This window comes from Planomonospora parontospora (genome assembly GCA_014647935.1).
GTDB lineage: Bacteria > Actinomycetota > Actinomycetes > Streptosporangiales > Streptosporangiaceae > Planomonospora > Planomonospora parontospora.
The window spans coordinates 179,923-198,097 of record BMQD01000004.1; the positions used below are offsets into that span (position 1 = coordinate 179,923).

Annotated in this window: 14 protein-coding genes and 1 other RNA gene; 5 read left to right on the plus strand and 10 right to left on the minus strand. The window is 71.4% G+C overall.

Translation table 11 applies throughout. The features are described from left to right. Window positions 1-3 precede the first annotated feature (3 nt). Window positions 4-1,206 carry an RNA-guided endonuclease InsQ/TnpB family protein gene (locus IEZ07_RS08345; protein WP_191894225.1) on the minus strand — a complete coding sequence of 401 codons (1,203 nt, stop codon included), beginning with the start codon at window positions 1,204-1,206 and terminating at the stop codon, window positions 4-6. A gap of 17 nt (window positions 1,207-1,223) precedes the next feature. On the opposite strand from IEZ07_RS08345, the gene IEZ07_RS08350 reads away from it, so the two are divergent. Further along, window positions 1,224-1,373: an Arc family DNA-binding protein gene (locus IEZ07_RS08350; protein WP_191894226.1), complete on the plus strand. Its 150-nt coding sequence runs from the start codon at window positions 1,224-1,226 to the stop codon at window positions 1,371-1,373. 168 nt (window positions 1,374-1,541) lie between these two features. Here the strand turns inward: IEZ07_RS08350 and IEZ07_RS08355 are convergent, their stop codons facing one another. Beyond that, window positions 1,542-2,387 carry an isocitrate lyase/PEP mutase family protein gene (locus IEZ07_RS08355; RefSeq protein WP_191894227.1) on the minus strand — a complete coding sequence of 282 codons (846 nt, stop codon included), beginning with the start codon at window positions 2,385-2,387 and terminating at the stop codon, window positions 1,542-1,544. A gap of 209 nt (window positions 2,388-2,596) precedes the next feature. Further along, a complete protein-coding gene (locus tag IEZ07_RS08360) occupies window positions 2,597-3,982 on the minus strand; it encodes a D-arabinono-1,4-lactone oxidase (RefSeq protein ID WP_191894228.1) in 1,386 nt (461 codons plus the stop codon). 315 nt (window positions 3,983-4,297) lie between these two features. Between IEZ07_RS08360 and IEZ07_RS08365 the strand changes: the two genes are divergently transcribed. After that, window positions 4,298-4,612, plus strand: coding sequence for a type II toxin-antitoxin system Phd/YefM family antitoxin (locus tag IEZ07_RS08365; RefSeq protein ID WP_191894345.1), 315 nt, complete (start codon window positions 4,298-4,300; stop codon window positions 4,610-4,612). Further along, complete coding sequence (locus IEZ07_RS08370) at window positions 4,609-5,031, plus strand: type II toxin-antitoxin system VapC family toxin (protein WP_191894229.1); 423 nt, start codon at window positions 4,609-4,611, stop codon at window positions 5,029-5,031. The genes IEZ07_RS08365 and IEZ07_RS08370 overlap by 4 nt, the downstream gene beginning before the upstream one ends. A gap of 144 nt (window positions 5,032-5,175) precedes the next feature. Here IEZ07_RS08370 and ssrA read toward each other — a convergent pair. The 5 genes from ssrA to ftsE all read right to left on the minus strand — a co-directional run bounded on the left by ssrA (window position 5,176) and on the right by ftsE (window position 10,034). Continuing rightward, window positions 5,176-5,563: a transfer-messenger RNA gene (gene ssrA / locus IEZ07_RS08375) on the minus strand. A 449-nt stretch (window positions 5,564-6,012) separates the two neighbouring features. Further along, the gene (locus IEZ07_RS08380) at window positions 6,013-7,902 is read right to left on the minus strand and encodes a penicillin-binding transpeptidase domain-containing protein (RefSeq protein ID WP_239319687.1); all 1,890 of its coding nucleotides are present in this window, start codon (window positions 7,900-7,902) and stop codon (window positions 6,013-6,015) included. Beyond that, window positions 7,899-8,366: an SsrA-binding protein SmpB gene (gene smpB, locus IEZ07_RS08385; protein WP_068894618.1), complete on the minus strand. Its 468-nt coding sequence runs from the start codon at window positions 8,364-8,366 to the stop codon at window positions 7,899-7,901. The genes IEZ07_RS08380 and smpB overlap by 4 nt, the downstream gene beginning before the upstream one ends. A gap of 22 nt (window positions 8,367-8,388) precedes the next feature. After that, window positions 8,389-9,297, minus strand: a complete 909-nt coding sequence (ftsX, locus tag IEZ07_RS08390) for a permease-like cell division protein FtsX (protein ID WP_068894617.1) — start codon at window positions 9,295-9,297, stop codon at window positions 8,389-8,391. A 47-nt stretch (window positions 9,298-9,344) separates the two neighbouring features. Then, window positions 9,345-10,034, minus strand: a complete 690-nt coding sequence (gene ftsE / locus IEZ07_RS08395; RefSeq protein WP_043620538.1) for a cell division ATP-binding protein FtsE — start codon at window positions 10,032-10,034, stop codon at window positions 9,345-9,347. Window positions 10,035-10,268: 234 nt separating this feature from the next. Here ftsE and IEZ07_RS08400 point away from each other — a divergent pair, with 234 nt between their 5' ends. Continuing rightward, window positions 10,269-10,460 carry a hypothetical protein gene (locus tag IEZ07_RS08400; RefSeq protein ID WP_068894616.1) on the plus strand — a complete coding sequence of 64 codons (192 nt, stop codon included), beginning with the start codon at window positions 10,269-10,271 and terminating at the stop codon, window positions 10,458-10,460. A gap of 111 nt (window positions 10,461-10,571) precedes the next feature. Here the strand turns inward: IEZ07_RS08400 and prfB are convergent, their stop codons facing one another. Then, entirely contained in the window at window positions 10,572-11,690 is a 1,119-nt protein-coding gene (gene prfB, locus IEZ07_RS08405) for a peptide chain release factor 2 (protein WP_191894230.1), read from the minus strand. A 123-nt stretch (window positions 11,691-11,813) separates the two neighbouring features. On the opposite strand from prfB, the gene IEZ07_RS08410 reads away from it, so the two are divergent. Then, window positions 11,814-12,863: a DUF8094 domain-containing protein gene (locus IEZ07_RS08410; protein ID WP_191894231.1), complete on the plus strand. Its 1,050-nt coding sequence runs from the start codon at window positions 11,814-11,816 to the stop codon at window positions 12,861-12,863. A 135-nt stretch (window positions 12,864-12,998) separates the two neighbouring features. Here IEZ07_RS08410 and IEZ07_RS08415 read toward each other — a convergent pair whose 3' ends face one another. Beyond that, entirely contained in the window at window positions 12,999-17,921 is a 4,923-nt protein-coding gene (locus IEZ07_RS08415; protein WP_191894232.1) for an NAD-glutamate dehydrogenase, read from the minus strand. Window positions 17,922-18,175 lie beyond the last annotated feature (254 nt).

Genomic DNA, 18,175 nt, shown 5'->3' on the forward strand with positions numbered 1-18,175 from the left:
GGCTCACGCCGCCTGACGCCCCGGCGGGGCATCAGGTCTTCCGCGATCGACACCAGCCGGGTCCAGACCGGCCCGGATCAGCATCACGCGGGCGGAGTTCTTGTCCCTGGGAGACGAGGCTCCGCACGCGGTGCAGGTGTAGGTGCGCTCCGACAGCGGCAGGGCGTGCTTGGCTCTCGCTCCGCACCGCGCGCAGTCCATCGTGGTGTGCGCGGGATGCACCAGGCGCAGGTCCCGCCGGTGTTTGCGCGCCATCTCGATCAACGCTTGCTTGGTCGCTCCGATCGCCGCGTCGGCGGCCTTGCGCGCCATCGTGGATTTGGCGAGGAACTTCGGCCGAAAGTCCTCCACCGCGATCACGTCGTGGTCGCGGACGACCTTCTTCGCCCATTTGCGGGCCGCGTCCTGTCGCTGCCGGGCGACCTTCTTGTGGAGTTTCGCGGCCTGCCGGGCGGCCGTGCGGTAGCCCTGGGAGGCCGCCTGCCCGCGGGCGGGCTTCCGGCGGGCCATCATCTTCTGGTAGCGCGCCAGTTTCGCGGCGGCCGTCCGGCCGTACCGGGGGTGCGGCAGGTCATGGGCGTCGCTGGTGGTGGTCGCGACCTCTTTGACGCCCCAGTCGACGCCGATCGCCCGGCCGGTCTGCGGCAGCGGTTCGGCCTGCGCGGGCACGACGAAGGAGGCGTACCAGTGGCCGAGACTGTCGTGGTACACCCGCACGGAGGAGGGGCCGGCGGGCAGGTCCCTCGACCACACCACCGTCAAGGCGATGCCGCCGGCCAGGTGCAGGCGGCCGTCGTGGAGGCGGAAGCCGCGCCGCGTGTAGTTGAGCGTGGGCGCGGCCAGGTCCTTCTTCTTGAAGCGGGGCATCCCGGCACGCCGGCGCATCGGCAGCCGGGCCGTGATGTCTTTGAGGGCCTTGGCCCGGGAGGTGGCGAAGTCCCGGATGGTCTGCTGCTGGGGCACCGACGCCCCCGCGCGCAGCCAGTCGTGTTCGGCGCGCCAGCCGGTCAGTGTCTTGTCGAGTGTGGCCGGGCCGCATTCCTGCCTGGTCTGGTGGGCGGTCCGGGAGGTGGCGACGCACTGGTTCCACACCCACCGGCACCGGTCCCATTCGGCCAGCAGGGCGGTGCGGGCGGCAGACGACACGCGCAGCCGGTAGGTGTACCGGGCGTGGGCGGTCCCGCCGGTTTCCCGTAGCGTCGTCATGGTGCCATGATAATGCCATGGTTCGTTTCTCGCTCAGAATTCCCGACGACCTCCATGACCGGATCGCCGCGCGGGCGGGCAAGGACCGCCGGTCGGTCAACTCCGAGATCCTGCACCTGCTGGAGGTCGCCCTCGATGCGGTCGGCGACGACGCCGGATCGCCCTGACGGCGATCCGGCCGCCCTTGCCCGGCTACGCGGGAGGCCGGATTCCTCCCCGGCCTGAAGGCCGGGGCGTCCTCCGGATTCTCCGGTGATCCCTCACCCGTGCCGGCCGGGAGGGGCACCGGGTTCGGCACCACCACCAGACCGCCAGGCCGGGAGGACATCGGGCCCTCAGCCCTCCCCGCGGGCCAGGAGGCCGTTGAGATCGCCGAACTCGACCCCTCCGGCCAGCGCCGTGTAGGTGCCCTCCTGGTACAGCTCCCGCGCCGCCCGCCGGGCGAGGCCGTAGGCGGCCGCGGCGAGGTCCGCGCCCGCGCTGACCCGCGCCACGCCGAGGGCGGCCAGCTCTCCGACGGGCGGCGCGCCCGGCCCGCAGGGGACGTTCAGCGGCAGGCCCACCCCCTTGACCAGGGCGGCGATCGCGCCGGAGTCGGGCGCGCCGATGACGAAGATCCCGCTGGCCCCGGCGTCCCGGTAGGCGGCGGCGCGCTCCAGCGTCTCCGCCAGGCGCGCCTCCGGCTCTCCGGAGCCGCGCAGATAGACGTCCACCCGGGCGTTGATGTAGAGGGGCACGCCCGCGGCGTCGGCCGCCGCGCGGGCCGCGGCGATCCGGGCGGCCTGCTCCCCGGCCGGGCGCAGCGCCGGGGCGGCCCCGTCCCGGACCGTGTCCTCGATGTTGACCCCCACCGCGCCCGCCTCGATCACGCCGCGGACGGTCTCGGCGAGCGCCTCGGGCGTGTCCCCGAACCCGCTCTCGATGTCGGCGGTGACGGGCACCCGCACCGCGGCGGCGATCCGCGCGACGAGGTCGAGGGCGCGGTCCCGGTCGAGCCGGTCGCCGTCGGGGGCGCCGAGGCTCCACGCCACCCCGGCACTGGTGGTGGCGACCGCCTCCGCACCCGCCTCCTCCACGAGCAGGGCGCTGGCGACGTCCCAGGCGTTGGCGAGGACCAGCGGACGGCTTTCCCGGGTGTGCAGGGAGTGGAAGAGGTCGGCCTTGTCACGGAGATTCGTCATGGTGATCAGTAAACCAGTGTGTTCCGGCGGCTTCCGGACGCGCCCGGCGGCGCGCCACGGCATCTGGTCTCCCATGCCCCTTCCATGTCTTCCATGTCTTCCATGTCTTCCATGTCTTCCATGTCTTCCATGTCTTCCATGGCCCCGCGGCGCGCCACGGCGCCGGGCCCGCCGGTGCCTCCGTACCGCCCGGCCCCGGCAAGCCCGTCTCAGAGGTCCCGGAGGAGGTGCCGCTCCAGGAAGTCGCCGGAGAACTTCCCGGCCGGGTCGTACTCGCGCACCAGGCCCAGGAAGTCCGGCAGCCGCTCGTAGCGGGACCGCAGGACGGCGGGCGGGGTGGCGAAGAGCTTCCCCCAGTGGGGCCTGGCCTCGAACGGCTCAAGGACCTCCTCCAGCAGTCCGATCACCGGGAGCACCGCAGCGGCGTCCTTGACCCAGGTGAAGTGCACCGCGACGGTGTCCCTCCGGTAGGACGGGCTCATCCACAGCTCGTCGGCGGCCACCGTGCGGACCTCCGAGACCTGCAGGACCGGGGCGATCCGGTCGCGGACCCGGTCCAGCGCGCGCAGCGCCGCGACGGCGTGCCGCCGGGGCAGCAGGTACTCCGACTGCAGCTCCTCCCCGCTGCTCGGGGTGAAGTCCGGCCGGAAGTGCGGCAGGCGCTCGAACCACGGTCCCGGCACGCCCAGCTGCTCGGTGCAGTGGACGGCGGACATGCCGGGCACGGGGTGGCGCGGGCCGTCCGCCGGCCGCGCGCCGTACAGGTCCGTGAGCCGCGCGCCGTACGGCTCCGCCTCCGGCGCCGGACCGCCGACCGCCCCGGCCCGCACCACCGCCGGTGCACCACCGGCCGCGCCACCTGCACCGGCCGCCCCGTCCGCGCCTCCCGCGCCTTCCACGTCTTCCGGGCCGATCCGGTGCTTGACCCACACCTGGTCGATCAGCGGGCCGCTCCAGCGGGTGAACAGGCTCACGCTGTACGCGCCGGAGACGATCGCGTCGAAGTGGTCGTCCAGCACCTCGAACGGCAGCCCTTCGTAGACGTACTGCCGCACGCCGAAGGCGGGCACGACGTCCAGCGTCATCGCGACGACCACGCCCAGGGCCCCCAGGCCCACGACCGCCCCGCGGAACCGGTCGCCGTCCGCGTCCCGGGAGAGGGTCACCAGATCGCCGTCCGCGGTGACCAGCTCGAGCGCGGAGACCGCCGTGGCGAGGTTGCCGTTGGCGTCGCCGGAGCCGTGGGTGGCCGTGGCGCAGGAGCCGGCGACGGAGATGTGCGGCAGGGAGGCGAGGTTGGGCAGGGCGTACCCCGCCTCGTGCAGGCGGCGGCCCAGCTCGGCGTAGCGCACGCTCGCGGCGACCCGCACCGTCCCGGTCCCGGCGTCCGTCTCCACCTCGGGCGGCAGGCCGGCGAGCGAGACCAGGTCGCCGGGCGAGTCGGCGATGTCGTTGAACGAGTGCCCCGTGCCCAGGGGCCGGATCCGCCCGCTCCGCGCGACCAGGGCCCGCAGTTCCGGGACGGAGGACGGGCGGTGGACCCGCCCGGCGCGGAAGGTGATGTTGCCCGCCCAGTTCGTCCCTGTCGTGGTCATCTTGCGGCCCCTTCCGGCTCCGGCGGGAACAGCGCGTCCCGGCCCTCCGCCTCGCACCTTAGAGCCGGCGCGCCTCCGGCTGATCACCGCCCTCGCACCTCCGGCTTCCGTTGGGCGTCCGGTTTCGTTCTGCCGCCCTCTACGAGGCCACCGGCCGCGCCACCACGCCTCTCAGCGTTCCGGTCTGAGAAGCGCACGGTCACGCGGACGCGACGACGGCGCATGAAGCGTTCCTCCGCCCCACCCCCACTCCCGAAAAGGAGTGCCACTTGATAGCACCATGTAGCACATAAGGCGTAAGGTCGGTGCATGAGCATGCCGGAACCCAGCAGCGCATCTGAGATATCGCAGCGCGACCTGCGTAATCGTTCAGCGGAGATCATGGACGCCCTTGAACGCGGCGAGCGGTTCGCCGTGACCCGGAACGGCCATCACATCGGCGACCTGGTTCCCATCCGCCGACGGCGACGCGCCGTCTCCCGCGCCGAGTTCGCCGCCATGTCACGGGGCATGCCGCGCCTCGACGACCGGAAGTTCCGCGCGGACATGGACCGCCACGTGAACGACGACCTCTACGACCCCTACGATCGCGCCTACGGCAGGGGCGAGTTCTCCGAGGAGCAGCGGTGACCCATCCGCTGGGACTGCTCGACACCAACATCCTCATCCTGCGGGCGGACATCGACCCCGACGAACTGCCCGACGAGATGATGATCAGTGCGATAACGACGGCGGAGCTGTCCGCCGGGGTGCTGGTGGCCGACGGACCACAGGAACTCGCCCAGCGGATGAAGATCCTGCAGGGCGCCGAAGCCGAGTTCGATCCTCTGCCGTTCGACGACACCGCCGCCCGCGAGTACGGCCAGCTCTGGATCTCCGTCGTCGCCTCGGGCCGCAAACCTCGGCCCCGGACCGCGGACCTGATGATCGCCTGCGTCGCCATCGCGAACCGGTTGCCGCTCTACACCTGCAACCCTGGAGATTTCAAAGGCCTCGACCATCTCCTCACCGTGGTTCCCGTGACCCGACCGAGGCGTGAACCCGCGTGACAGGATGCCGCATCGCCCGGCCTGCGGAGAGACGGCGGTGCGCAGCCGTACCGCGTCCGGGAAAGCCGAAGGGCGGCCGGTCGGCGAGGTCGCCGGCCGACCGCCCTTCGGCGATCTGCTCCACACGTTTCGAATGCGGAGCGGGGGTGGAGGTGGCGGGAATCGAACCCGCGTCCTTCAACTCCAAGACAGGGCTTCTCCGGGTGCAGCCTGCTGTGCTTTTCTCAGCCCCGGCGATCACGCAGGCAAGACGCCGACGGGCTCAGCCACTGTTAGATTTCCCGCTCGACCCCGTGGCCGGGTCTTGCGGTTGAGCCTCCTAGCGATGCCGGATCCGGGCCGGAGGCGCTCCCGGGCCGACAGAAGCCACTCGCTGCTTAGGCGGCGAGGGCCAGGTTGCCCTGGCTCTTGACTTCGGAGTGCGTCTTATTGGCACTTATTGGTCGCGGTCACAGGATTAACGAGGTTATGTCCGCAGTCCTCGACCCGCTTCTCCTGACTTGCAAAGCCAAAGTCGAAACCAGTCACCCCCCTGTTGAGTTGTCAACCCGCTCCCCACGAGGAGGGGCGGACGATCCGAAGATACCGGTTACAACACCGTCCGCGCCAACCGGATTCCCTCCGGCCGGACGGACCTTCGTCCGGGACGTCTTCGAAAGCCATCGGGTACAACGCCTCCCGCGCCCGCCGGATTCCCGCCGCCCCCCTCCAGGAGGGAGGAACGGCGAAGCCCCGGAGGCGCGGCGTCTCGCACGCGCCCCCGGGGCCGACCGGCAGGGTCGAGCCGGTCGTGACGGCAGGGCCTCCCCCGAGACGAAGCCCTGATCTCATCACGGCGACTGAGCCCGCAACCCCCCGAGCGGTGCTCAGTCACTGGGGAGGACGCACGGGGAGCCCCGGATGGTTGCTCACGGTGACGAATCTTCTTCCCGGTTCTTCCTCGGCTCGCATCCCGGCCGGGACTCGCATCCCGGCCGAGACTCACATCCCGGCGCGCAGGTTCCGGAAGAACCGGCCGGCGGCGACCGCCCCGGCCGTGGAGTCCGGGCTCTCCACGAGCGCCGCCACGGCCACGTCCCCCTGCCAGCCGACGAACCAGGACAGCGGCTTGTCGTCGGCGGACGCCGCGGCGGTGATGCCGTGGACCGGGTCGCCCGGCGCCGCGGCCGCGCGGGCGGACCCCGAGGTCACGCCGGCGCGCATGAGGGAGCGCAGCGCGGCGGTCGTCTCCTCGTCGAGGTCGATCGGGGAGACCTGCCTGGGCGCCTCGGCCTCGTCGGACGGGTCCTGCGTCGCCGGCTCCTTGACCAGGATCGGCGGATGCCAGGTGCCGGAGGCCATCGCCCCCGCCACCAGCGCCATGGACAGCGGGCTGACCGAGACGTTCTGCCCGGCCAGGGCCCTGGCCGTGGCCGCGTCGTTCTTCAGCGGCTGCACCTTCCCGCTGAAGGACTTCAGCGGCAGCGTCCACGGCACGCCGATGCCGAACTTCGCGGCGGCGGCCGTCAGCGCGGTGCCGTCCACCCTGCGGGCGAGCGAGGCCAGAGCCGTGACGCATCCGCCGGCGAAGCTGGCCTGGATCGTCGGGGTGCCGCCGGCGGACGCGCCCGCCTGCCGGAACCGGATCCCGCCCACGGTCCGCTCGGCGGGGCAGTCGAGTTTCTGCTCCAGGTCGACCCGGGACTTGAGCAGCCCCTCCACGGCCATGACGGAGAACGCGGTCCCGGCGGGGAACTCCCCGGCGAAGGCGTGCTTCTCCTGGTGGTAGTCCTTGGTGCCGCCCACGGCCAGCACCTCGCCGGTCGAGCCCTGGACCGCGACCAGCATGCCCGGGCCGGTCGCGGCCAGCGCGGAGTCGGCCGCCGCCTGGGTCTTCCGGTCGAGCGTGGTGCGCACCGGCGAGGCCGTACGGCCGGGCCGCCACTTGGCGAGCTCGGTGACGGGCTCCAGCGTCTTGAGGTCCACGGTGATGACGCTGGTCTCGGTCGAGCCGGTCAGGTGCTCCTGGTAGGCCTTCTGCAGCCCGCTCCGGCCGACGGTGTCCCCGGCGCGCTGCGGGCCGCCGAGCTGCTGCTCGGTCTCCGGCGTGACCGCGGTGACGGTGCCGACGATCTGCGTGGGCGCGTCCGGCGCGACGGACGCCTCGCGCACGGAGAACTTCAGGCCCTCGATGGCCTCCAGCTTCGAGCGGAGCTGGGCGAAGCGGAGCCGGCCGAAGGTGACCAGCGGCAGCTCCTCGCTGGGCGGGGCCGAGCGGATCCGGCTGAGCAACCGGTCCTGGGGGAAGCCGGTCACCGCGGCCAGCCGCTCGCAGAGCCCGGCCGCGTCCTGCAGCCTGGCCGGGGTGACGCTGGCCACGTGCAGGTTGGCGGGCTGCTGCAGCGGGTCGTTGTTGCGGTCCACGATCGGCTGGCGGTCCTCCGGATCGGTGTCCACCGCGAAGCGCTGGCCCTCGCGCAGCTCGGGGTGGAGCACGGCAGGCGACCAGCGCACCTTCCACCGGCCGTCCACCAGGCGGAGCGGGAGCCTGCCGTCGTACTCCCACAGGGGGTTGTTCTCCCCCAGGTCCACCTCGGCCTCGAAGGTCGCCTCGGCCTCGTCCCCGGTCCGGCGGACCCCCTTGAGACCGAAGCGGAAGGAGGCCGCGTCGAGCTGGATCCGGACGTCCTCCAGCGCCTGGCGCACCTTGCCCTCGTCACCGTCGGTACGGCGGGCGGCCATGGCGTAGTCACCGGTCTGCCAGCCGACCAGGAAATCGCGGACCGCGTCGTGGGCCGACGGCTCCTCGAAGCACCCGGACAGCATGGGGGCCGTCACCGCCAGCGCGAGCGCCGCCGTCACGGCCCTGCGAGCCCTTCCCGTCACGCTCACCGGTTCCGGTGCCTGACCGCGCGGGCCATCTCCCGCTTGGCCTGCTTCTCGGCCAGCGTCTGCCGCTTGTCCCAGTCCTTCTTGCCGCGCGCGAGACCCAGCTCGACCTTGGCCCGGCCGTCCTTGAAGTAGAGGGAGAGCGGGACCAGGGTCAGGCCGCCCTCCTTCGTCTTGGCGACCAGCTTGTCGATCTCCTTGCGGTGCAGCAGCAGCTTGCGGGTGCGCCGCGCCGCGTGGTTGGTCCACGTCCCCATGGTGTACTCCGGGATGTGGATGTTGATCAGCCACGCCTCGCCGTCCTTGACGGTGGCGTATCCGTCGACGAGGGAGGCGCGGCCCAGTCGCAGCGACTTCACTTCGGTGCCCTGCAGCACGAGGCCGGCCTCGTAGGTGTCCTCGATGTGGTAGTCGTGCCGGGCACGCTTGTTCTGGGCGATGACCTTCCGCCCGGTCTCACGTGGCATGCCTGGAGCCTACCGGGATGCCTTACACACGGAGGTAACGGCGGAGCGTGACGAAGGAGGCGAAGACACAGATGAGCACGCCGATGATCATCGTGAGGCTGATCGCCGAGGCGACGGTCTCCCAGGAGAGCTGGGCCGTCCCGCCGAGGTAGAGCTGCACGCTGTCGAAGAGGAACACCTTGCTGACGATCAGCAGGACCGCCGCGATCACGCCGCCGATCAGGCCGGCGATGACGCCCTCCATCACGAACGGGAGCTGGATGTAGAGGTTCGAGGCGCCGACCAGCCGCATGATGCCCGTCTCACGGCGGCGGTTGTAGGCCGACAGCCGGACGGTGTTGCCGATCAGCAGGGCGGCCGCGAAGACCAGGGTGATCGCGATCGTCAGCGCCGCCCAGCGGAGCTTCTCCAGCAGGCCGAAGAACTTCTCCAGGATCTCCTTCTGGTTGATCACGTTGGAGACCCCGGGCGCCCCCTGCAGCCCCTCGATCACCGCGCCGTACTCGTCGGGGTTCTTGAGCTTGACCCGGAAGGACTCGGGCATGTCCTCGACCTGGATCGCCGAGATCAGCACGTTGTTGCTGGCGTTCTGCGCCTTGAAGTTCTCGTAGGCCTTGGCGGCGTCCTCGAACTCGACCCGCTCGACCTGCGGCATGGCCTCGATCGTCGCCTTCAGCGCCGCCTGCTCCTGCGCGTCGACGCCGCCGCTGCCCTTGCACTGGGGGAAGGGGTCGTTCTTCTTGCACAGGAAGACCGAGACCTCGACCTTGTCGAACCAGGAGTCCTTCATGCCGGAGATCTGGGAGTTGATCATCAGACCGACGCCCAGCAGCGCCATGCCGATCGCCACGGTCACGATGACCGCGATGGTCATCGTGAGGTTGCGGCGGAGGCCGATCCAGACCTCGGAGAAGATGAAGTTTGCCCGCATGCTCTTCCTGTCGCTGTCGCTTTCCGGGTTCCGGGACGTCCTGGGACTCAGTACGCCTGGCCGTACACGCCACGCGACTGGTCACGGACGATCTTGCCGTCCTCCAGTTCCACCACGCGTTTGCGCATGGAGTCGACGATGGCCGCGTCGTGCGTGGCCATGACGACCGTGGTGCCCGTCCGGTTGATCCGGTCGAGGACCTTCATGATGCCGATGCTCGTCGCCGGGTCGATGTTCCCGGTCGGCTCGTCGGCCAGGAGGATCATCGGCCGGTTGACGAACGCGCGGGCCATCGCGACCCGCTGCTGCTCGCCGCCGGACAGCTCGTCGGGCATCCGGTGGGCCTTGCCCTCCAGGCCGACGAGCTCGACGACCTCGGGCACGACCTTGCGGATGAACCGCCGCGGCTTGCCGATGACCTCCAGCGCGAACGCGACGTTCTCGTACACGTTCTTGTTCGGCAGGAGCCGGAAGTCCTGGAAGACGCAGCCGATCCGGCGGCGCAGGTGCGGGACCTTGAAGTTCGACAGCCGGGCAAGATCCTTGCCGGCGACGTGGATCGCCCCGGAGTTGGGGCGCTCCTCCTTCAAGATCAGTCGGAGGAAGGTCGACTTCCCGGACCCCGAGGGGCCGACGAGGAACACGAACTCACCCTTGTCGACGTCGACGCTGACGTGGTCCAACGCGGGGCGGTTCTGGTTCGCGTAGACCTTGGTGACATTATCAAAATGGATCACGGGCGCATCACGGCATGCCAGTCTAGGGGTTAGGACGGTCGCGGTAGTGGCAGAGGTCCACTTTCCGCCTCTCGCCGGCCGGGGGGCGCCGATCTTTACCTGGATCGACGTTCCGGTTGGCCGGAGCCCAGTCTAGGGGGAAGACCGGCATGGAAGGTCCATAACGGAAACAAAACGATTCGGCGCCCGGTAACGACCGCATAAAGTGGTTCCGACTCCGAAGGGGAGGACCCCATGAGCTGTGACGACCTGGTCTGCGCGCGGTGCGCCCATCCCGTCGCCGAGGGCCGCTGCCCTCTGTGCCGGGCCAACCGCGACCGGATGCACCAGGCGGGCCTGGGCGGGATGACCCCGGCGATGGTCTCGCTGGCGCTGATCGTGCTCTTCTTCCTGACCCTGGTGCTGGAGCACCTGGCGAAGGGCTGAGCGGCCCGGGGGCCTCCCGGCCCGCCGGGAGGCCCGGACCCGGTCCAGGCGTCGGTGCCCGCCCTTCTTGACCACCTCAGTCGCCCCGGACGACAGCAGCCCGGACCCGGTCTAGGCGTCGGTGCCCGCCTCCTGGCGGCGCAGCCAGCGGATCTCCGACTCGATGAACCCGTCGATGTCCCCGTCGAGCACCGAGCCCGGGTTGCCCGCCTCGGTGCCCGTCCGCAGGTCCTTCACGATCTGGTACGGGTGCAGCACGTAGTTGCGGATCTGGGTGCCCCACGAGGTGGTGGACTCGCCGCGGATCTCGTTAAGCGCCGCCGCCTCCTCCTGCCGCTTGCGCTCCAGCAGCTTGGACTGCAGGACGGCCATCGCGGTCGCCTTGTTCTGCAGCTGCGAGCGCTCGTTCTGGCAGGAGACCACGATGCCGGTGGGCAGGTGGGTCAGGCGCACCGCGGAGTCGGTGGTGTTGACGCCCTGCCCGCCGGGGCCCGAGGACCGGTAGACGTCGACCCGCAGGTCGTCCTCGTTGATGTCGATGTGGTCGGTGGTCTCGACGACGGGGACCACGTCCACGCCCGCGAAGGAGGTCTGCCGGCGGCCCTGGTTGTCGAACGGGCTGATCCGGACCAGCCGGTGGGTGCCGTGCTCGCCGCGGAGCGTGCCGTAGGCGTAGGGCGCCTTGACCGTGAAGGTCGTCGACTTGATCCCGGCCTCCTCGGCGTAGGAGGTCTCGTAGACCTCCGTCGGGTAGCCCTTGCGCTCGGCCCAGCGGAGGTACATCCGCTGGAGCATCTGCGCCCAGTCGGCGGCGTCCACACCGCCCGCCTGGGACTGGATGGTGACGACCGCCTCACGCGCGTCGTACTCGCCCGAGAGCAGGGTCCGGACCTCCAGGGCGCCGATGTCGCCCCTGAGGGACTCCAGCTCGCGGCCGGCCTCCTCCAGGGTGTCGGCGTCGTCCTCGGCCGCGGCGAGCTCGTAGAGCACCACCAGGTCCTCCAGGCGCCGCCCCAGGGACTCGATCCTGTTGACCTCGCCCTGCATGTAGGACAGCTTGCTGGTGACCTTCTGGGCCCGATCCTGGTCGTTCCACAGGTCGGGCGCGGCGGCCTGCTCCTCCAGCTCCTCGATCTGCTTGCGCATCGCGTCGAGGTCCAGCACGTCCTGGATGCTTCTCAGCGTGCCGGTAAGCTCGTTGATCTCTTCTGCCGGATCGATGACTGCCACGTCTGTAAAGGGTACGCGACCACCGCACCCCGTTGTGTACGGCACGGTTGTGTACGGCACGAGCCCTCACGACCGGACAGGCCATAGCATGGGCGCCGCGGCGGGGACCATCGGGAGGTTGGCGTGCGGGGACACGGGCGACGAGGGCTGCTCGCGCTGACCGTGGCCGTGGCCGTGGCGTCCGCGGCGGCCTGCTCCGGGTCCGGCGACGCCGCCCCCTCCCCGAGCGCCCCGGCCGGCGGCACCGCCCCCGCGCCGACGCCCTCCGTGCGCCCGCAGGTCACGCTGGAGGAGGCGGGCCGGGCGCTGCGGGACCTCCTCTCCGCCGACGAGGTCCTCGGCGCGGCCGCGCCGCACCTGCTGGCCGACCGGCACCACCTGCTCAAGCAGGCCCGCGACGGGCACCTGGCGCTCACCCAGGCCGCCTACGACAGCGCGGAGGCCGAGGGCGGGGACCCGCCCCGCTACACCTGGGGCGAGCCGCGGCTGCTGGTCCCCCGCCTGGCGCGGGGGCCCGTCTGGTTCGCCGCCGTGGTGGACCGCCGGGATGCCGCCGGGCGCGCCCGCCCCGCCGTGCTGACGGTGGTGCGGCAGGGCGCGGACGACTGGCAGGTCAGCTCCCTGTCGCTGCTGGACGACGTGCTCCCCGAGATCGCCCTGGACGCCGAGGGGTACGCCACCGCCCTGGCCGAGGACGACATGACCGTGGCGATCAGCCCCCGGCTGATGGCGCCGCTCCACGCGACCACGGCGGAGGAGGGGGCGGCGGGGTTCTCCGCCGGGCTGATCGCCGAGGGCCCGCACACCACCGCCCACGCGACCGAGATCGCCGCCGCGCGCACGGCGGAGAAGCGGGACGGCTGCCTGGGCTACGACTCGATCTTCGCCGCGGCCGGCTACCCGGTCCACGCGCTGCGCACCGGAGACGGCGGGGCCCTGGTGATGTACTCCCTGGTCAGGACGACGACCAGGACGATCAAGGTCGATCCCTGCGCGCCGTACATCGCGGTCCCCCGGCAGGCGCGGGGGTTGACCACCGAGCCCTACGCCCGCAAGGAGCTGCGCACCGTGGAGACGCAGCAGTACGTGAGCGTGGTTCCGGCGAAGGAGAGCGGCGAGCCGGCCAGGGTCGTCGGCTACCTCGGCGGCATCACCAAGGTCTTCGTGTCCTGACGCCCCGCCGGTCTCCCGGGGACTCGGCGTCCCAGGGAGACCGGCGCCCGGACGCCCAGCCCGCTCCCCGGGGGATCGGCGCGCGGACGCCCGGCCCGCTCCCCGGGGCCGGTCCCCCGGGAAGCGGACGGGGACTCAGTCCTCCGCGTGCGGCAGGCCGGTGGAGGCCACCAGCGTCCGGACCGCGCGCAGCGCCACCGAGAGCGTCGCCAGGTCGAAGTCGTCGCTCTCCCAGATCTCCGAGAGCGTCTGCCGGGCCCGGGCGACCGCGGCCGAGTTCACCTCGCTCCAGCGGGCGAGCCTCTCCTCGGGCGAGAGCCCGGACTCGCTGCCCATCAGCACGCCACGGGTGAGCGCGGCGTGCGCGGCGTAGAGGTCGTCGCGGAGCGCGGCGCGCGCCATGGAGTTCCACCGGTCGTCCCTGGGCAGCGCGATGACGCGCTCCCGGAGCCCGGCCAGGCGGAGCCGGTCGGCGAGGTCGAAGTAGACCTCGGCGGCCTCGTCCACCGGGCGGCCGGTGCTCGTGGCGATCTCCACCAGGTCGAAGGTGGAGTACGCCGGGACCATCGCGGCGACCCGCTCGGCCAGGTCGTCGGGGACCCCGCGGGCGATGAAGGAGTCCCTGCGGTCCTCGAACGCCGCCAGGTCGGAGCCGGTCAGCAGCTTGGGCAGGTGCGGGAGCAGGCCGTTCATGCCCTTGGTGAAGAAGCCCACCGTGGAGGCCAGGTCCAGCGGCGGCCGGCGGTTGCCGAGCAGCCAGCGGGTGCCGCGCTCGCACAGTTTGCGCGCCTCCAGCTCCATCGCGAGCTGGGTGGAGACGTCCACCTTGTTCTCCAGCTCCTCGACCGCCCGCCAGAGGCTCGGCAGGTCGAAGACCTCCCGGGTGACGAGGTAGGCGCGGGCGATGTCCGGGGCGGACGCGCCGCTCTCCTCGCCCACCCGGAACATGAAGGTGGTGCCGCTGGAGTTGACCAGGTCGTTCACCACGCAGGTGGTGATGATCTCCCTGCGGAGCGGGTGGTCGTCCATGAAGGGGCGGAACCGCTCGCGCAGCGCCGACGGGAAGTAGGAGACCAGCCAGGACGCCAGGTAGGGGTCGTCGGGCAGGTCGGAGCCGAGGATCTGGGCGTCCACCACCAGCTTGGTGTAGGCCAGCAGCACGGAGAACTCCGGCGCGGTCAGGCCGAGCCCGGCCTGGCGCCGCTCGGCGAGCGCCTTGTCCGACGGCAGGAACTCCAGCTCCCGGTTGACCAGCCCGTCCCGCTCCAGCCGGCGCAGGTAGCGCGCGTGGATGTGCAGCATCTCCGGCGCCTGCGCGCGGGCCGCGGCCAGCACCACGTTCTGGTCGTAGTTGTCGCGCAGGACCAGTTCGGCGACCTCGTCGGTCATGTCGAGGAAGAGCTGGTTGCGCTGCTTGTCGGTGAGCTCGCCGTCGCGGACCACCCGGTCCAGCAGGATCTTGATGTTCACCTCGTGGTCGGAGGTGTCCACGCCCGCGGAGTTGTCGATGAAGTCGGTGTTGACCAGCCCGCCGCCCAGGGCGTACTCGATCCGGGCGAGCTGGGTCAGGCCCAGGTTGCCGCCCTCGCCGACCACCTTGCAGCGCAGCTCGGCGGCGTCGACCCGCAGGCCGTCGTTGGCCTTGTCGCCGACGTCGGCGTGCGACTCCGACGACGCCTTGACGTAGGTCCCGATGCCGCCGTTCCACAGCAGGTCCACCGGGGCCTTGAGGATCGCGCTGATCAGGTCGTTGGGCGCCATTGCGGCGACCCCGTCGGGGATGCCGAGCGCGGCGCGCGCCTGCGGCGAGACCGGGATCGACTTGGCCGTGCGCGGCCAGACGCCGCCGCCCGCGGAGATCAGCTCGGGCGAGTAGTCCTCCCACGAGCTGCGCGGCAGCGCGAACAGCCGGGCGCGCTCGGCGAAGCCGCGGGCGGCGTCGGGGTGCGGGTCGATGAAGACGTGCCGGTGGTCGAAGGCGGCGACCAGCCGGATGTGCTGGGAGAGCAGCATGCCGTTGCCGAACACGTCGCCCGACATGTCGCCGATGCCGACGACCGTGAAGTCGGTGGCCTGCACGTCCACACCGAGGGTGCGGAAGTGGTACTTCACCGACTCCCAGGCGCCGCGGGCGGTGATGCCCATGCCCTTGTGGTCGTAGCCGACCGAGCCGCCGGAGGCGAAGGCGTCGCCCAGCCAGAAGCCGTACTCCTTGGCGACCCCGTTGGCGATGTCGGAGAAGGTCGCGGTGCCCTTGTCGGCGGCCACCACCAGGTAGGTGTCGTCGCCGTCGTGCCGGACCGTGTCGGCGGGCGGGACCACCTGCCCGTCGACGAGGTTGTCGGTGAGGTCGAGCAGGCCGGAGATGAACATCCGGTAGCAGGCGACGCCCTCGGCCTGCAGGTCCTCCCGCCGGCCGGACTTCGGCGGGTTCTTGACCACGAAGCCGCCCTTGGAGCCGGTGGGCACGATCACGGTGTTCTTCACCATCTGCGCCTTGACCAGGCCCAGGACCTCGGTGCGGAAGTCCTCCATCCGGTCCGACCAGCGCAGCCCGCCGCGGGCGACCTTCCCGAAGCGCAGGTGCACGCCCTCGACCCGGGGCGAGTAGACGAAGACCTCGATCTTCGGCCGGGGCAGCGGCAGCACGCCGATCGAGGGCGAGTCGAGCTTCACCGCGATGTACGGCTTGCGCTCCCCGTCCGCCCGCTGGAAGTAGTTGGTCCGCAGCGTGGCCTGGATCATCTCCAGGTAGGCCCGGAGGATCCGGTCCTCGTCCAGGGAGGCGACGTCGTCCAGCGCGCCGAGGATCTCCTCGTGCAGCGCGGCGGCCAGGTCCTGGCGGGCCTCCTCCGGGCGGGCCGGGTCGAGCCGGGCCTCGAACAGGCCGACCAGCAGCCGGGCGAGCCGTACGTTGCCCTGCAGCACGCGCTCGATGTAGTCCTGGCTGAAGGCGGTCCCGGCCTGGCGCAGGTACTTGGCGTAGACCCGCAGGATCTCGGCCTGCTCCCAGGTGAGGCCCGCGGTCAGGACGAGCGCGTTGAAGCCGTCGCTCTCCACCCGGCCCCGCCACAGCGCGTCGAACGCGTCCTGGAAGAGCCGCTTGAAGACGTCCCGGTCCACCTCCGGCGAGGGGGTGTAGCGCAGGCCGAAGTCGTAGATCCAGGCGTCCTTCGTCGCCGGGTCGTTGTCGAGGTCGATCTCGTAGGGCCGCTCGTCGACCACCTCGACGCCCATCCGCTGGAGCAGCGGGAGCACCTGCGACAGGGAGATCGGCCGGCCGATCCGGTAGAGCTTGAACCGGCGCTCGCCCTCGGGCGCGTCGTACGGCTCGTAGAGGTTCATCCCGATCGCGTCGGACGGCTCCGGCGCGCCCGAGGCCCCCGACGACGCCGGGGTCCCCGACGCCGCCGCCAGCGCCTCCAGCCGGCGCAGGTCCGCCACCGCCATCCGGGGCGGGAAGTCCGCCTTGTAGCCCTCGGGGAAGGCCGAGGCGTAGCGGCGGACGAGGCGGGGCGCCTCGGCCTCCGAGCTCAGGTCGGTGATGGCCGCGGCCAGGTCGTCCTCCCAGGAGCGGGTGGCGGCGGCCAGCACGGCCTCCAGCTCCCCCACGTCGACGGAGTCGGCCCCCAGCGTCCGGCCCCGCTCCCCGCGGACGACGACGTGCAGCCGGGCGAGGGCCGACTCGCCGATCATGGCGCTGTAGTCGAGGGAGGCGCCGCCGAGCGCCTTGAGGAGGATCTCCTGCATCCTGATGCGGATCTTGGTGGTGTAGCGGTCGCGCGGCAGGTAGATCAGGCAGGAGACGTAGCGGCCGTAGTCGTCCGGGCGCAGGAAGACCTTCACCTGCTTGCGCTCGCGGAGCCGGAGCACGCCGAGCGCGATCGGCAGGAGCTGCTGCACGGACGTCTGGAAGAGCTCGTCGCGGGGGTAGGTCTCCAGGATCTCGATGAGGTCCTTGCCGTCGTGGCTCTCGGCGGAGAACCCGGCCAGGTCGAGGATCTCGGCCAGTTTGCGGCGGAGCACCGGGATGCGGGCGACCGACTCGTTGTAGGCCGCGTGGGTGAACAGGCCGAGGAACCGGCGCTCGCCGACGACCTCCCCCGCCGCGTCGAAGAGCTTGACGCCGACGTAGTCCAGGTAGGCCGGGCGGTGCACGGTGGCGCGGCTGTTGGCCTTGGTGACGATCAGCATGTGCTGCTTCTCGCGGGCCTTGGCCCTCAGCTCGGGCGGGAGCGCGGCGAAGCTGCCCGAGCCTGCCTTGTCGTGCCGGAGGATGCCCAGGCCGGTCCCGGGCACCGCGTGCAGCTCGTCGCCCTGCTCGCCGCGCTCCAGGCGGTATTCGCGGTAGCCGAGGAAGGTGAAGTGCCCGTCCGCGAGCCAGCGCATCAGCTCCAGGCTGTCCTCGACCCCGGCGGGGTCGAGCGGCGGCGGGTTCACCGAGACGTCCTCGGCGGTCCGCACGGCCAGCGCCCGCATCTTCGGGAAGTCCTCGACGGCGTAGCGCACGTCCGACAGGACCCGCTGCAGGTCGGTCTCGAGCCGGCGGAGCACGGCGGGGTCGCTCTGCCGGTCGATCTCGAAGTGCATCCAGGACTCGACGAGCATCTGCCCGGTGACGTCCTCCTCGCCGGAGCCGAGGAGCCTGCCCGTCATGTCCCGGCGCACCCGCATCTGCGGGTGGATGATCAGGTGGGTGCCGATGTCGTGGCGGTTGAGCTCCATCGTCACCGAGTCGACCAGGAAGGACATGTCGTCGGTGACCACCTCGACGACCGAGCGGCCGGGGTCCCAGCCGTGCTCCTCCAGGTTCGGCGTGTAGGCCCGCACCAGGGCCCGGCCCTGGGGGCGCCGCTCGGCGATCTGGCGGTGGGCCGTCGCGGGGCCGTACACGTTGACCGGGTCGCGGTCCAGCAGGTCCTCCGGCGCGACGTGCCGGTAGTAGAGCCGCAGGAAGGCGAGCGCCTCCTCGGCGCTCCCGCAGTCGCCGCCGGGTGTGTGCGCACAGCTCGCGGCGGCACTCCTCAGCAGCTCGTCTTTGGCCTCTTCGAGCGGCATGTCGCTCTCACTCCTTTGTGAGGGGTATTGCTCATTTTTGACCGGATCTACACCAGATCCGCGGCGCCGTACAGGTGCCCGTACAAGGGGAAATGATGCTCGGTCCACGGGCACGGCGGTGACCATCCGCGCCGGTCATCGTCGACCGGTGCGCGGCACCGTTCCTGATACCACCCGAAAAGTTGCGAAACGTCAACGTGACGACCGGTCACCGTCACCCGGCCGCCACTGCCCCGCCGCCCCGTCGCCGGCTC

Excerpts from the sequence above, each read along its gene's own strand:
- IEZ07_RS08345 (WP_191894225.1), bottom strand. The coding sequence starts at position 1,206 with ATGACGACGCTACGGGAAACCGGCGGGACCGCCCACGCCCGGTACACC.
- IEZ07_RS08350 (WP_191894226.1), top strand. The coding sequence starts at position 1,224 with ATGGTTCGTTTCTCGCTCAGAATTCCCGACGACCTCCATGACCGGATC.
- IEZ07_RS08355 (WP_191894227.1), bottom strand. The coding sequence starts at position 2,387 with ATGACGAATCTCCGTGACAAGGCCGACCTCTTCCACTCCCTGCACACC.
- IEZ07_RS08360 (WP_191894228.1), bottom strand. The coding sequence starts at position 3,982 with ATGACCACGACAGGGACGAACTGGGCGGGCAACATCACCTTCCGCGCC.
- IEZ07_RS08365 (WP_191894345.1), top strand. The coding sequence starts at position 4,298 with ATGCCGGAACCCAGCAGCGCATCTGAGATATCGCAGCGCGACCTGCGT.
- smpB (WP_068894618.1), bottom strand. The coding sequence starts at position 8,366 with ATGCCACGTGAGACCGGGCGGAAGGTCATCGCCCAGAACAAGCGTGCC.
- ftsX (WP_068894617.1), bottom strand. The coding sequence starts at position 9,297 with ATGCGGGCAAACTTCATCTTCTCCGAGGTCTGGATCGGCCTCCGCCGC.
- IEZ07_RS08400 (WP_068894616.1), top strand. The coding sequence starts at position 10,269 with ATGAGCTGTGACGACCTGGTCTGCGCGCGGTGCGCCCATCCCGTCGCC.
- IEZ07_RS08415 (WP_191894232.1), bottom strand. The coding sequence starts at position 17,921 with ATGCCGCTCGAAGAGGCCAAAGACGAGCTGCTGAGGAGTGCCGCCGCG.